This window comes from Fictibacillus nanhaiensis (assembly GCF_049537595.1).
Taxonomy (GTDB): Bacteria; Bacillota; Bacilli; order Bacillales; family Fictibacillaceae; genus Fictibacillus; species Fictibacillus nanhaiensis_F.
This window is the reverse complement of sequence record NZ_JBMULM010000001.1, coordinates 1,319,447-1,333,287: the sequence shown is the minus strand read 5'-3', so window position 1 is coordinate 1,333,287 and position 13,841 is coordinate 1,319,447. Positions and strand designations below refer to the sequence as shown.

The window sequence follows — 13,841 nt, the reverse complement described above, 5'->3', positions numbered from 1 at the left end:
AATATGCAAAAATTATGTAAGAACTCGAAGATAATACACAGTACGTTTCTCATCTTCTCATTCTGCTCGCCATTATATGAATTAAGATCCTCGGTTTAAGTACGAAAAAAACCCGAATCTCTGCTTACCGTTCGGGTTTTCTTCCATTGATTATGCGTTTACTTTATTCCGTATTTTATCTATGAATTTGAGTGTTTCATTAATGATAAGCTGTTGGTCGTTGTCGAGTGTAGCCACATGATAGCTGTTCTTTAACTGAATGATATGTTTGTCTCGAGATGATATAGAATCAAAAATGGTTTGAGAGTTTTCGGGTGGAACGACATGATCTTCTGTTGATACAAAGATGAGTACAGGACAAGTGACGGTATGCAGATTTTCTTTTACTTTTTTCATCAACAACACAATTTCTTTTAGAGATTGAACGGGGGTTTTGTCGTATGCGAGTTCGGTTACATCTGCATTCTTTAAATCCGAACCTATCGCGTCTAGAAATCGTTCGTTGGAATGTTGCAGATCTTCCATGTTCGGAATGTCGATCGCTGCATTGATGGGAATGATAGCCTTAATGTCTGGGTATGTTTCTGCTAAATACAAAGTAAGTGTTCCACCCATCGAAAGCCCTGTAACAAAAATGGTATCACATCGTTCATTGAGCCATTGGTAACCCTCTTCAATGGAAGCAATCCAATCATGATATGTAGTCTTTTCCATATCCTCATAGTGGGTACCATGCCCTTTTAGCCTCGGACCACAGACTGTATATCCTGCCTTAGCGTATGCCTCTCCTAAAGGACGCATACTCTGGGTAGAACCAGTAAAGCCATGAGAAATTAATATACCCACTTTGTTTCCTTCAAAGTAAAAAGGTTGAGCTTCAGTCATTACAGAATGCTTCTCTGTCATTAAAATCCCTCCAATATGAATAACTTACTTCATACATTCAAGAGATTCGTAACATTACCTGCAATAAAATATCTTACTTGATGTTTTACCTCTTATTTTCCTTATTTTTAGGCTTTGTTTACTCTAGTATCAAGATGACCATCACATAAAGAGAAGGTATAACTAAATGTGAAAAAGTCTAACGCAATGAGGGTTAAATAAATAGATATAACATAATAGAAACATTTTCGGGTCTTCCCCATTTTCACACCTCAAATATACATATGAAAGCTCTAGATTAAGTTACTTCAGTTTAATTTGATATTGTAATACGAATTCAGGAAACTTAAACTTAAAAGAAAAGGAGATTCGTATACTATGACATTATCACTTCCAAAAGCATTAGAACCCTATCGCAAAGACATTGAGAACACTGTTGTTCCCTTTGTTTCTATACAAGCAACGCGCCAGTCTACTGAGGTAAAAGACAGCAAAATCGGAGGATCGCCTTACTTGCCTGAAGGATTTTCTTATCCGTTAGATTCTTCTGAAAAACCAATGGCTCTTTTTTGCCAACTTAATTTTGAAGAAATTCCTCACCTCGAATACTTCCCAAAGACAGGGATTCTGCAGTTCTTTCTTTCTAAAGATGATGACGTGATGGGAATGGATTTTGATAACCCTACTAATCAAAGTAACTTCCGTGTGGTTTATCATGAGAATATAGCGTTGTCTCACACTTCTGAGTCTTATGTTCCCACAGATACAGAAGAAGAACACCTTCCTTTTAATGGAGAATATCGTTTATCTTTTTCTTTATCAAAGGAAGCACTAGGTGTCAGTGACTTTCAGTTTGAAGAAAGTTATGAATCTATTGATATGGACCAGACTACTGGTGAGGAAAATATGTGGGGAGAAGAAACACTTTATGACCTTTTCTGTGAACATGTTGAGAACATGGGACACAAAATAGGCGGATACGCGTACTTTTCACAAACAGATCCACGTGATTATGGTGCGCAATTGGATGATTACCGCATTACTTTGCTTCAGATCGATACAGATGATGAAGGTGAAAACGACATCATGTGGGGAGATGCTGGTGTAGGTAACTTCTTTATTAAGAAAGAAGATTTAAGAAACAAAGATTTTTCTCGCGTTTTATTTAACTGGGATTGTCATTAATAGACGTGAAGGGGCAACTAAGCGGTTGCTCCTTCTATTATGGATGCTCAACTTATGTTATTTTAATGTAATATTTCCTACATATTGCGAACGACCATTGCTAGTCTGAAAATTAACTTCTAACACATATCGACCCGGATCACTTGGGAAGGAAAAGGAGTAATCACTTGATGATTTCCTCTTCCGCTATACATGTGGTTAATAAAAGGATAAACAAGAATCCTGTTAACATATGTTTACTCCAAACATTTGTTAGCACACTTCTGCTTTTTAATTTCTATTTATTAAACACCTTACTTTTTCCATCATAACGAACTCCATGGAATCCTAGTGTTCGTGATAATTTAGGCACATGTAGAATCAAGAACAACGATCGGGCGGTACTGAAAAGAATAAACGCTAACCATAACCCATGGTTATTGAAACGTGGTACTGCTAAAAAAAGAGAAACTAAGAAAACGAGTAAAGCCATAATCATAGAGTTTCGTAGTGAAGATGCTTCTGTTGCTCCTACAAAAATACCGTGAAGAACGACACCAAAGCTGGATACGATCGGGAAGATGATAATCCATGCTTCATACGTTCCTACTACATTCAACACTTCAGGTAATGAGGTGAACAATAGGTGTATCTGATCTTTAAATACAAAATAAACACTCGAGATGCTTAGTGAGGAGATAACTGCCCATTGAAAACTAAGTTTAATCGTTGATCGATAGAGTGCCTTATTGTTAGAACCTATTGCTCTTCCTGTTAGTATACTCGAAGCATTGGCGAATCCATCATACATATAAGCCATGATGTAGTGGATCTGGATCAAGATGGCGTTTGCCGCAAGGATTTCTGTTCCGAAAGTACCTCCTTTTGCTGTAAAAACATTAAACACAATTAATAAGCATAATGTTCGAATGAATAGATCTCTGTTCATCCTCATCATTTTTTTATAAGAAGATAGATCGATTGATTTTATCTGGAAAATCTTACGATGCTTAGCGGGAATCGCTTTCCAAACGATAAAAAGACCGATTACAAAAGTGGAAACCTCCGAAATCAATGTAGCCGCTGCAACACCTGCCACACCCCATGAGAAGACTTTAACAAACAGAATATCGAGTACAATGTTCGTTACGTTCATGTACATCTGAAGAAACAGAGTCTTCTTAATCATCGCAAGTCCCATCATCCATCCTATGATTACATAATTGAGCAGTGCAAATGGTACACCCCATATACGAATCGTAAAATAGTTAGTTGCTAGAGACTGAACGACAGGATCTGATGTCAACAGCGGTAAAAAGTGTTCTTTAATCGGGTATTGAAGTGCGACCAAACAGGCACTAATGCTGAGTGCTAACAGCAATGGTCTACTTAGTGAACGTAAGACGTCTTCTTCATTTTTTGTTCCATGTGCTTGTGCTGCAAATCCAGATGTACTCACTCTCAAGAATCCAAAAAGCCAATACATCGTATTAAAAATAATTGTACCGACTGCTACTCCAGCTATATAAGAGGAATCATCTAACTGCCCCACAACAGCCGTATCTACTGCACCAAGTAGAGGAGTTGTTATGGTCGAAAGAATCAGCGGTAGTGCCAATCCTAGATATTTCGAATGATTCAATAAAGTTCATCCTCCTAAAATAAATAAACCAACACTTTACGTGCAAAAGTGTTGGTTCTCTTCTATTTATACTCTTGTTCCATACTCATCTCTACTAGCATTTTTGTATAAGGATGACGAGACGCTGAAAAAAGTTCATTCGTTAAAAACGTATCAACTAAGATACCGTCCTTTAGTACCACAATTCGTTCACACATGAATTGGACAGCCGCTATATCATGCGAGATGAAAAGAAAAGAAAGGTTCAAATCCCTCTGCAACTTTTTTAACAGGTTGAGCACCTGTGCTTGTACAGAAACATCCAGACTTGAAGTAGGTTCATCGCAAACCAGCAGATTTGGTTCTAAGCTTATTCCCCTTGCTACAGCAATTCTTTGTTTTTGCCCACCACTTAGTTGGTGCGGATATCTCTCTAGAAGTTCGGGTGAAAGGCCCACTTTTTGAAACAACACTTGGGCCATCTTCTTACGATTATGTCGTACTTCCTTTAAGAATGAAGGAATAACGTCTGGATAATTTTCTAACGGTTCAACCACTGATTTCCATACAGGAAGTTGAGGATTTAAGGACCCGGCAGGATCTTGAAACACGATTTGAAGGTGACGCCGGAGTTTTTTTAATGCTTGCCCTTTTAGCGTGTGCAGGTTACTATCTCTAAAATGGACATCTCCTTGATCAGGCTTCTCTAGACCTAATATGATCTTGCCAAGAGTACTCTTACCACTACCGCTCTCTCCAATGATTCCTATACATTCACCAGGTTGAACGGTAAGTGAAATATCACTTAAAGCTGGTTTTGAGTGATACATCTTTGAGATTGAATTAACGTGTAACATATCGTTCTTCCCTTTCTGCCTTCACTAGATGGCAAGCGGCCGAATGGTGTGTTCCAATGGTACTCATTGGCACTAAGTTGCTACAGGATTTCATAACACTTGGACATCTTTTAGAAAAAGGACACCCCTCTTCAGCTGTTAATCCAGGTTCACCCAGCATGACCGGTAACTCATGTTGGATATGCTTATTCAATCTGAGTCTCGACTGAAGTAAAAGACTCGTATATGGATGGATAGGATCTGCCACTACAGCACTGGTTTTTCCTATTTCTACAATTTGTCCACCATACATGACGCCTACTGTTTGTGTTCGGTTAATAATATGTTTTAGATCGTGCGAGATTAGAAGAATAGAGCAATTCAACTCTTCTTTAAGCTCAGACAGGAGATCTAGAATTCTTTCTCCTGTTAACACGTCTAGAGCTGTTGTTGGTTCATCTGCAATAATCAGTTTCGGCCGAAACATGATGGCAGATGCGATTGAAGCTCTCTGTAATTGTCCGCCACTAAGTTCATCGGGAAAGCTGTTAAATACACGTTCTGCATGTAAGTGAACTTTGTTCAGCCAATGAATAGCCACTCTCTTTGCTTCTTTTCTATTCATGTCAGTGTGACATCTTATAATTTCAATAAACTGCTTTCCAACTTTTATAAATGGAGTAAAGAAGCTTTGATAGTTTTGTGAGAGGTAAGCAATATCTTGACCACGAATATCTCTTAACTCTCTTTCACTTAACGATGTGATCTCTGATTGATCAAGTTTAACAGATCCGCTTGTTACTTCCAAAGACTTAGAAAGCATTCCCAATATCACGGTTGCCGTCAAACTTTTTCCACTTCCGCTCTCTCCTACTAAGCCAAATATCTCACCTTGAGGAATAGAAAAATTTAGATTACGAATTAACTTTTCCCTGCTGTTGCGCACAGTCACTGAAAGGTTTTCCACAACGAGCAGATTGTTCTCACATGAAGTTGTCGTTTTGTTCTCAAACATCGCAAACCTCCTCTCTATCGACTTTTAACATCCCATTTGTCTCGTAATCCTTCCCCCATTAAGTTAAATGCTAATACAACAAAAAAGATAGCTAAACCTGGGTAGATCATTAATTCTGGCGCACTCTGAAAATAAGGTCTTCCATCATTCAACATCGCTCCCCATTCTGGAGCTGGAGGCTGCGCACCTAGTCCAAGGTAAGATAAGGAAGAGATTGTTAGGATCACTTTTCCGATATCAAGGGTAGCTAGAACAAGGACAGGAGAAACAATTTGAGGAAACATATGTCTTCTAATAATTTTCCAGTTGGAGCTTCCCCCAACTTTTGCAGCAAGAACATAATCTTTGTTTCGTTCAGTGATTACGATACTTCTTACGACCCTTGTATAAGCAATCCACTTAACAAAAACAATCGAAATCATGAGATTCGTCAAACTCGGTCCTAAGAATCCAGCAATCGCAATCGCTAAAATAAATTCTGGAAGAGCAAGTATGCCATCTGCTATACGCATAAACACTGTATCCAATCGACCACCGATGTAACCAATCACGAGACCGATTGGAATACCAATGAGTGCAACAGTCACAACAACAAGTGCCGTTATTCCAAGTGTTGATTGGGCACCGACTATGAGCCTTGAAAAAATACATCTTCCCATATGGTCAGTTCCTAGAGGATATGCTGAACTTGGTGGAGCAAGCCGTTCAGCCATGTTAGCTGTGAAGGGATCATTTGGAACGATAAAAGGTCCAATTATTGTGATTAAAGTGATGATAATAAAAAATAGTATCCCACACTGAATCAGTAAGTTTTGATTTTTAAAGAAAAATGGAATTCGGTTTATTCTAGGCATCTGAACATTCATCTTCACAATGCCTCCTCTTTTCGTTTCATTCTAGGGTCGATCACATAATAAGATAAATCAACAAAGAGATTTGTTAATACTACAAATACTCCAGTTAATAATACATATCCTTGGATAACCGGATAGTCTCGGTTAAATATAGCGTCAACGGCAAGACTTCCCAATCCAGGCCAAGAAAATAAAATTTCAACTACTACCGCTCCACCCAAGAAGCTGCCAAGGCTTAAGCCGAAAATGGTTAGTACTGGAAGAACTGCAGCTCTAAACGCGTGCAACCATAGGATCCTCCACTCTTTGACGCCCCTCGCTCTTGCTGCATAAATATAGTCCTCAGACAAACTCTGTAAAATACCTGCTCGAAGCAGCCTTGCGTAAACTACTGCAAACGTAAATCCTAATGTAAAAGCGGGTAAGATGATTTGAGAATAAGACCCGATTCCTGAAGAAGGTAGAATCCCTAATTTAAAGGCAAAAAGATAGATTAAGATGAGTCCGAGCCAAAAGTTAGGAATAGAAGCTCCAACTAATGCTAAAATCCTACTGAATTGGTCTGGCCATTTGTTTGCATATTTTGCTGACCACACCCCGAGTGGAACGGTGATGCATAGCATAATAGTCATTGCAAAAAATGTAAGCTCAGCAGTAATGGGGATGCGCGTTAACAGTTCTTCAATTACTGGTTTCCCAGACATGTATGATTTTCCTAGATCAAGCTGCATGAGGTTGAACATCCATTTGCCATACTGTACATACAGAGGCTGATCAAAGCCAAGCTTCTTTCTAAGCTCGGCTTGATCTTCTTCTGTTACGACCATTTCATCGGCATTTAGGATAGTAAGAACCGGATCACCTGGTGCCATCTTCATTAATGTGAACGTAAATAGGGATAGAATGAATAAAACAACAACCAGCTGAATAACCCTATTCTTTATAATCGTAAGCACATTATTTCACATCCATATTGTGTGTTAGAATATAATACTCCTCTGCTGTAGGCTCCCAGTTCACAATGCGTTTGTTCATTCCAATAATAATATTTGGATAAACGGCATAGCTATGGGCAACTTCTTTGTTGATTACCTTAGACGCATCTTGTGTTAGCTTTGTACGCTCGTCTAAATCTGTCGTTTTGTTTAACTTTTCAATTAATGTGTTAAGTTCAGGAATGTTGATCTTCCCAACATTTAAAGCTCCTGTTTCTGTAAAAGCGGTGTTGAAGAAGTAGCTTCCATCTCCTCTTGGAGAGGTATTGTTACTATAAGTCGCTAGATCCCAATCCTTGTTTTCAACTAGGTGGGTATCTGCGTTCTCAACAGTTTTAATATCAATTTTGATTCCTGCTTTTCCTGCATCAGACTGTAACAGCTGTGCGATTAAAGGAAGTTCTGGACGAGCTTTATACGTAACTAGTTCAAGAGTTAACGGTTTACCTTCTTTCTCCATTAAACCTTCTGCATTCTCTTTGTAGCCCGCTTGAGTTAAAAGGTTTTTAGCTTTTTCCACGTTCAATTCTGAAACTTCTTCATCTAGTCCAAACGGCAATGTACTGTTAAATGGACCGTTAGCTTCAAGACCGTGTCCAAGCATGATGTCTTTTACAACACTCTTTCGATCGATCAAGAGATCTAGAGCATGTCTAACCTTTAAATCTTTAACATTTTTACTTTGACTGTTATATAGAACAAAATGCGCTCGAAGTCCAGGAATGGATTCAACTCTCAATTTATTATCCTTTTCTATCGTATCTAGACTTTCGGCAGGGAGATTGTACACAACATCAGCTTCTTTTGACTGTAGGGCAAGTGCTCTTACGTTAGCGTCTTCATTAAACTTTATTTTGGCTGAGTCCAATTTCGGTTCTCCAGCCCAATAGTCTTTGTTTTTTTCAACTTCAACGAATTGATTCGATTTAAATTCTTTTACTTTAAATGGACCTGTACCGATTGGGTTATTTCTAAATGCTTCTTCTCCATCCTTCTTGGCTGCTTCCATGTTTACAATTGATGTATAAGGATTTACAAGTTCGGATGGAAGTGCAGGATAGGGCTCTGTCGTATGGATAGTAAGTGCTTGTCCATCTGCTTCCATTGATTTAATCTTGAGAGAATCACCTAACGATTCGTTCGCTTCAATACTTCTTTCTAATGATTGTTTGACAGATTCAGCATCAAGTTTTTTACCATCTTGGAATTTTACATCATCTCGAATTTCAAAGACCCACTTCTCGTTATCTGCTGTTTCCCATTTTTCAGCTAACCAGCCTTCAATGTTTGATTTCTCATCCAGTTTTAATAACGTTTCTGTAAGTCCAGCACGAATAGGAATAAAGCCTGTATGCGGATCTAAGTTTGCTGCTTTAAAACTGAAAACCATGTTAACTTTCTTCTCTTTTTCTTCTTGTTTTTCTGAACTATTTTGTGTGGTAGAACAACCAGCGATGAATACAAGAACCAAACATAACATACCTACTAAAATATTCTTATAATTTCTCATTCATTTACCTTCCTTGCCTATTAGTTTATAATCGTAATCATTACGGTTTGAATATCAAAAAAAATTTAATGCTTGAAGTTAATTGAAAGATGAAGAAATAATACCTATGTATCAAGTAATCATGAACACTAAGAAGCGAGACTATCTTATGATCTAATACACCCTTGTACAAGGTGTTCTTTATGCTTGCCCTTCTGTTTCTTTTTAAAGTGCTGCCCTCCTCACTTTCACTTTAAGCGTAATCATTACGATTTACATATCGAATTCTATCATTTAATAAAATTAACGTCAATCACTGAACGAAGTAAAACTATAAAAAACCCAACAATGATGGGTTTAAGAGATTTGTATTAGTATAAGATTATTAAGTGAATAATTCGATTTAAGATCCAGACGATTTACTTCCTGATCCAAAGCCTGAACCAGTTGATGAAGGAGATGTTGTCACGTTCGTACTCGGCTTTGTTGCTGGTTTAACGGTTGAAGGAGCAGTTGTAGCTGGTTTTGTAAAATTAACTTTTCCTGTAGGTTTCGTTTTGCTTGTATTTGCTAATAAGAATATCCACCACGGAAACGCGTTTTCATTAGTATAATAATTGGAATCCAGAGTAGATTCTCCGTTTTCATAAACATCATCTAAGAACGTGATAAGCTCATCCTCCTGATATTTCAGTCCGTTTTCTTCTATATGATTCTCCATTGCTTCTAAATTCATATCTGGATATTGAGATTGTAAATGATCTAGTTCAATCTCCTCTTCAACAGGTTCATCATAGGTTTGCTCTTCTGAATAAGACGTTGAATAGGTTTCATCTTCAGTATAAGTTGATTCATCTTGAACAGCTATTTCTTCTCTAGAACTGCAGGCACTTAACGCAACAGCTGCCGACAATATGCCTCCAATTAGCTTTTTTGTCTTTGTCATTGTGACTATCCCCTTTTTCACACGGTCCTCAGGAGTGTACCCTTATTTAAAAAGTGCATGATTTGAATCCCTTCATTTATAACCTCAACTCACCAATTCTAGTCAACTTCTCTTTAAACCGTATCACTATGGCCTTTCTCTTTAACACTTCGTCAATCATCCAAAAGAATAAAGAACAAAGTATAGATTGCATGAAGATTAATATTCCATACTATGTTTTCCAGATCATAATACCCTTGTTCACGTATCAAAATAAAAATTAAGAATATTAAACCAAAGAGAATATGAATAACACCAGATAATAAAAGCTTAAAAGATGGATGTACCCACTTAATCATGTAATCAGACAACATGGACGAAAATGATCCATATAAGATGACGAATGGAACTATATAAAACGCTATAAAAATACTAAACTCTAAACCGAGAATCGCAATATTTATCAAGGTCATAATGAAGCAAGTAGCAATAGCTGCTATCCCTTTTCTTATAAGAATCATTTTTCCTCCTTAATTAAATATAATTTGTCTAAAGACAAATAATCCTTCTTTAACTATTATTATTTAAACACTAAAATTTTACAATTATTTTTTCCAATATATGCTATAATGCAAATGGAAAAAACCGTTAAATTTTTCTGAATTGAGGGGATTTTTTGGATTTAATCTTTATTCTACTTATAATTTTTGGATTATTAACAGGAATTTTTGCGTGGTATCGAGACAGCAGAGAGGATAATAAACATTTTTCTTGGTTGAGTATTGCTTCTCTATTACTTCCCCTATTATTAATTCTGACCATGTATAGTACAAGAGGCAGCTTTCTGATCTATACAGTTGCTATTGGTTCTCCACTGTCATTATTGCTATGTGTCTACACCTTATTTAAAAGAAGAGAGAAAAAGATTCTGGCTGTTATTGGTTTAATCCTTTCCCTAATCTCCAATGGCATTGTGTTTATTATTGGGACCTTCGTAATCACAAACACTTAATATAAATTTCGTTAAGTAAATCATGGGAACTTCAAAGAGATTTCTTGTTCTAGCTGTTTAATCATCATTTGTTTTACAATTCCTCATTAAAAAACACCCAATTATTTCTGTTTGCATACCATACATACAAAGTTGGCAAACGCCTAAGAAGAGGTGAAGCACCTTATGGTTTCATATATGGATTATACATCTCCCTCTGCTCAATATACGTTTGATGTAAACACGAGTCCTCTATTCAGAAAAGACAGCCAAAATTATATCAATGTATTGGGTATCAAACAGTTGAATACTTTAGAGAACGTATCATTATTAGACATCTTTATGAGTACAAGCAATGTAGTTGAGCCTCATTATCATCAGAATGCAGCTGAGCTTGTTTACTGTATCTCTGGTTCTATTCTTGTATCCATCCTGAATCCATTTACCAAACAATTATTGAACTTCAAGATCACACCAGGCCAAGTCGCAAACGTTCCTCAAGGGTGGTGGCACTACGAAATTGCATTAGAAGATAATACTCATATTCTAGCAATTTTCAATGCACCCACTCCGCAAGTTATTCTAGGTTCTGACATACTGAGATTCACCCCTGCCAACGTTATGGCGCATACGTATTGTCTTGACGAGAATCAATGGAAAGAAACCGTTGCCCCTGTTCAACCTTCTACCTATATAGGACCTTACACCAACTGTCAACGAAACGCTGAATATACCTATCCTCAAAGTTATCACCAAACTTATCAGCAGATGCAATATGTTCAACAACATCCTGAAACTCCGTACGTTCAGCCTTATCGGAACGTTTGGTGGTAAGGGGGATTATTAACAAGATTAAAATGACAAAAAACCGACCAGCATGTAACAGGTCGGTTTCCTTTGTTAATAAAACGTGTTATTTCTTATTAATGAAACGCGAAAAGGAAAGAGGTTTGCTGTCATGATCTTCCCCTTAACTGCTGGATCATTTTCCATAATTTCTATTGCTTCTTCTTCATATGTATTTTGAAGAATAACAACACCAAACGATGCATCCAGACATGGTCCTGCCAATACCAATTTTCCCTTCTCTAACATATCTTGAAGGTACAGAAAATGAGATTGAAGCTTTTCTTGTTCCTCTTGTGTTTGATTTTCCATTAAATCTGCTCTAACTGGCTTAATCTGATATAAGAATTCAGTGATTTCCAATCGTATCTCTCCCCTTTAGAGAAAGAATTCTATCGATTCATGAAAAATCCTTTAACTGCGACTATCTTCTTTTTTTAGATCCATCAGATTTTCGTTGCATGCTTTTTTCATTTTTAGGTGCAGTGCGTTTAGTGGAAGGTCCTTTACTAGCACTTTCTTCAACGATGACTTGTCCTTTTTCAAGCAGCTGCTTTTGAAGAGGTACGTTCATCTTGGCAGTCCATTTTTTCACAGAAGTTAGCTCTGCTTTCGTTACTAAAGAAACGACTGTACCTTCTTTTCCCATACGCCCTGTTCTTCCAGATCGGTGGACGTACTGCTTAACGTCTTCTGGCATTTCAAAATGAACCACGTGTGTAACGTCAGGAATATCTAATCCACGCGTCGCTACATCTGTTGTTAAAAGAACAGGAATCTTTCCATTCTTAAAGTCGTTGATCACTCTTTGACGATCTTGTTTAGTTGAATTACCCGCTAATACGCCTAGCTTGATCTTCTTATACTCAAGTTTCGTTGCGAACTCATCCATCTTCATCGAACTATTAATGAAGACCATCGCTTTAATGCCAGGTGTGTGACGAATCAACTTACGTAAGTTTTCGACCTTGTCCCGGTAATCAGACACCATGAACGTATGCGCGACTTCGCTCTTCACCAAGTCTTTTTCTACTTTAACGATAACTGGAGTTACGGCTAATTTTTTTGACCAATCTTCAGTCTTGTTATTGATCGTAGCGGATACGAATACTAGTTGACGATCTTTTAGTGTTGCTGCGATTACTTGTTCAACGTCACCGTTAAACCCAGCTTCTATAATATGGTCGGCTTCATCGATCACAATGGTTTTTACTTCATGCACTTTAAGTTTTTTGTTTTGGATCAATTCTTTTACTCGCCCAGGTGTACCTACGATAAATTGCGGTTTCTTTTTCAATTTATCTAACTGACGCTGCATGTTTGCTCCACCGATGAGAGATGCCCCACTTAGCCCGCTGTTTTCGGTAAACTTTTGACATACATCGTAAATTTGCATCGCTAGTTCTCGTGTTGGTGCTAAAAAGAGAACTTGAGCATTCTTTACTTCTGGGTTTAACTTTGATAGTGCCGGTAATGCATAAGCAAGAGTCTTGCCAGTTCCTGTTGGAGATTCGATGATTAAATCTTTGTTTTCTAGCTGTTCAGGTATTGCTCGTTCTTGAATGTCTGTAAATGCTGAAAAGCCGCTTTTGTCCCAAGCGTTTCGGATAAATTCCGGAAAATTCTGTAGCGATTGTGTCATTTTTTATACCCCTTAAAATATTCATTCATTTCTTTTATTGACGCTATTAACTCTTCAAGTACAGATGAAATTCGCTCTGGTTCCTCTTCAGAAACCGGCTTTTGAAGTTGTATAGAGATCGTGTTGGAGAATACGTTTCTTGGTTGGCCATGTATATAAGTAAGTTTTTGCTGAATGTCACCTTTTAAATCTCCACTTCCCCATTTTTTCAGAATGGATTGTAGCTGTTTACAATCTGTTTCTATTTCATAAACCGGAGTCTCGATCACGCAGGAAAGTTTACTGCCTGCACCATCAGGGTTATCGTTCAACTTTTCCATAGCCAGGTCTTCTAGATTTGAAGTTAAGGTGATAGTCCCTTTCATCGCTTCTCCGATTGCTGAAACTACAAAGTCAATACAATAATTTCTTTCTATAATAGCTTGATCCATTAAGTCTTTACGATTAATGATCTCAATTTCTCCTGAAAAATCTAGGTCATATACTGCTCCTTCGAGCACAACCTTTAGATTATCATAAACAGATGGATGATACATCTTGTTCTCTCCCTATTTTTAAAAACAATATTTAAGTACGGT

General features: G+C 37.5%; 13 protein-coding genes. 2 read left to right on the top strand and 11 right to left on the bottom strand.

The features are described from left to right. Positions 1-150 precede the first annotated feature (150 nt). Complete coding sequence (locus ACOZ9X_RS06715) at positions 151-906, bottom strand: alpha/beta hydrolase (protein WP_423417488.1); 756 nt, start codon at positions 904-906, stop codon at positions 151-153. A 357-nt stretch (positions 907-1,263) separates the two neighbouring features. On the opposite strand from ACOZ9X_RS06715, the gene ACOZ9X_RS06710 reads away from it, so the two are divergent. Further along, entirely contained in the window at positions 1,264-2,070 is an 807-nt protein-coding gene (locus ACOZ9X_RS06710; RefSeq protein ID WP_423417487.1) for a YwqG family protein, read from the top strand. Positions 2,071-2,347: 277 nt separating this feature from the next. On the opposite strand, the gene ACOZ9X_RS06705 is transcribed toward ACOZ9X_RS06710, so the two are convergent. The 7 genes from ACOZ9X_RS06705 to ACOZ9X_RS06675 form a co-directional block, all read right to left on the bottom strand. Beyond that, the gene (locus tag ACOZ9X_RS06705) at positions 2,348-3,691 is read right to left on the bottom strand and encodes an MATE family efflux transporter (protein WP_423417486.1); all 1,344 of its coding nucleotides are present in this window, start codon (positions 3,689-3,691) and stop codon (positions 2,348-2,350) included. 62 nt (positions 3,692-3,753) lie between these two features. Further along, positions 3,754-4,527 carry an ABC transporter ATP-binding protein gene (locus tag ACOZ9X_RS06700; protein ID WP_423417485.1) on the bottom strand — a complete coding sequence of 258 codons (774 nt, stop codon included), beginning with the start codon at positions 4,525-4,527 and terminating at the stop codon, positions 3,754-3,756. Continuing rightward, positions 4,514-5,521 (bottom strand): ABC transporter ATP-binding protein, encoded by a 1,008-nt coding sequence (locus ACOZ9X_RS06695; RefSeq protein ID WP_423417484.1) that lies wholly within the window; start codon positions 5,519-5,521, stop codon positions 4,514-4,516. Before ACOZ9X_RS06695 ends, ACOZ9X_RS06700 begins: the two co-directional genes overlap by 14 nt. 14 nt (positions 5,522-5,535) lie before the next feature. Further along, positions 5,536-6,387 (bottom strand): nickel transporter permease, encoded by an 852-nt coding sequence (nikC, locus tag ACOZ9X_RS06690; RefSeq protein ID WP_423418237.1) that lies wholly within the window; start codon positions 6,385-6,387, stop codon positions 5,536-5,538. 2 nt (positions 6,388-6,389) lie between these two features. Then, a complete protein-coding gene (gene nikB / locus ACOZ9X_RS06685; RefSeq protein ID WP_423417483.1) occupies positions 6,390-7,331 on the bottom strand; it encodes a nickel ABC transporter permease in 942 nt (313 codons plus the stop codon). A 1-nt stretch (position 7,332) separates the two neighbouring features. After that, on the bottom strand, positions 7,333-8,880 hold the full coding sequence (gene nikA, locus ACOZ9X_RS06680) for a nickel ABC transporter substrate-binding protein (RefSeq protein WP_423417482.1): 1,548 nt from the start codon (positions 8,878-8,880) through the stop codon (positions 7,333-7,335). A 382-nt stretch (positions 8,881-9,262) separates the two neighbouring features. Beyond that, on the bottom strand, positions 9,263-9,805 hold the full coding sequence (locus ACOZ9X_RS06675) for a hypothetical protein (protein ID WP_423417481.1): 543 nt from the start codon (positions 9,803-9,805) through the stop codon (positions 9,263-9,265). Between the two features lie 1,156 nt (positions 9,806-10,961). On the opposite strand from ACOZ9X_RS06675, the gene ACOZ9X_RS06670 reads away from it, so the two are divergent. Continuing rightward, positions 10,962-11,609 (top strand): cupin domain-containing protein, encoded by a 648-nt coding sequence (locus ACOZ9X_RS06670; protein WP_423417480.1) that lies wholly within the window; start codon positions 10,962-10,964, stop codon positions 11,607-11,609. A 66-nt stretch (positions 11,610-11,675) separates the two neighbouring features. On the opposite strand, the gene ACOZ9X_RS06665 is transcribed toward ACOZ9X_RS06670, so the two are convergent. From ACOZ9X_RS06665 to ACOZ9X_RS06655, 3 genes are all read right to left on the bottom strand, one after another. Beyond that, positions 11,676-11,984, bottom strand: coding sequence for a YciI family protein (locus tag ACOZ9X_RS06665; RefSeq protein ID WP_423417479.1), 309 nt, complete (start codon positions 11,982-11,984; stop codon positions 11,676-11,678). 61 nt (positions 11,985-12,045) lie between these two features. Next, positions 12,046-13,263: a DEAD/DEAH box helicase gene (locus ACOZ9X_RS06660; RefSeq protein ID WP_423417478.1), complete on the bottom strand. Its 1,218-nt coding sequence runs from the start codon at positions 13,261-13,263 to the stop codon at positions 12,046-12,048. Next, the gene (locus tag ACOZ9X_RS06655) at positions 13,260-13,799 is read right to left on the bottom strand and encodes a hypothetical protein (RefSeq protein ID WP_423417477.1); all 540 of its coding nucleotides are present in this window, start codon (positions 13,797-13,799) and stop codon (positions 13,260-13,262) included. The genes ACOZ9X_RS06660 and ACOZ9X_RS06655 overlap by 4 nt, the downstream gene beginning before the upstream one ends. Between the last annotated feature and the right edge of the window lie 42 nt (positions 13,800-13,841).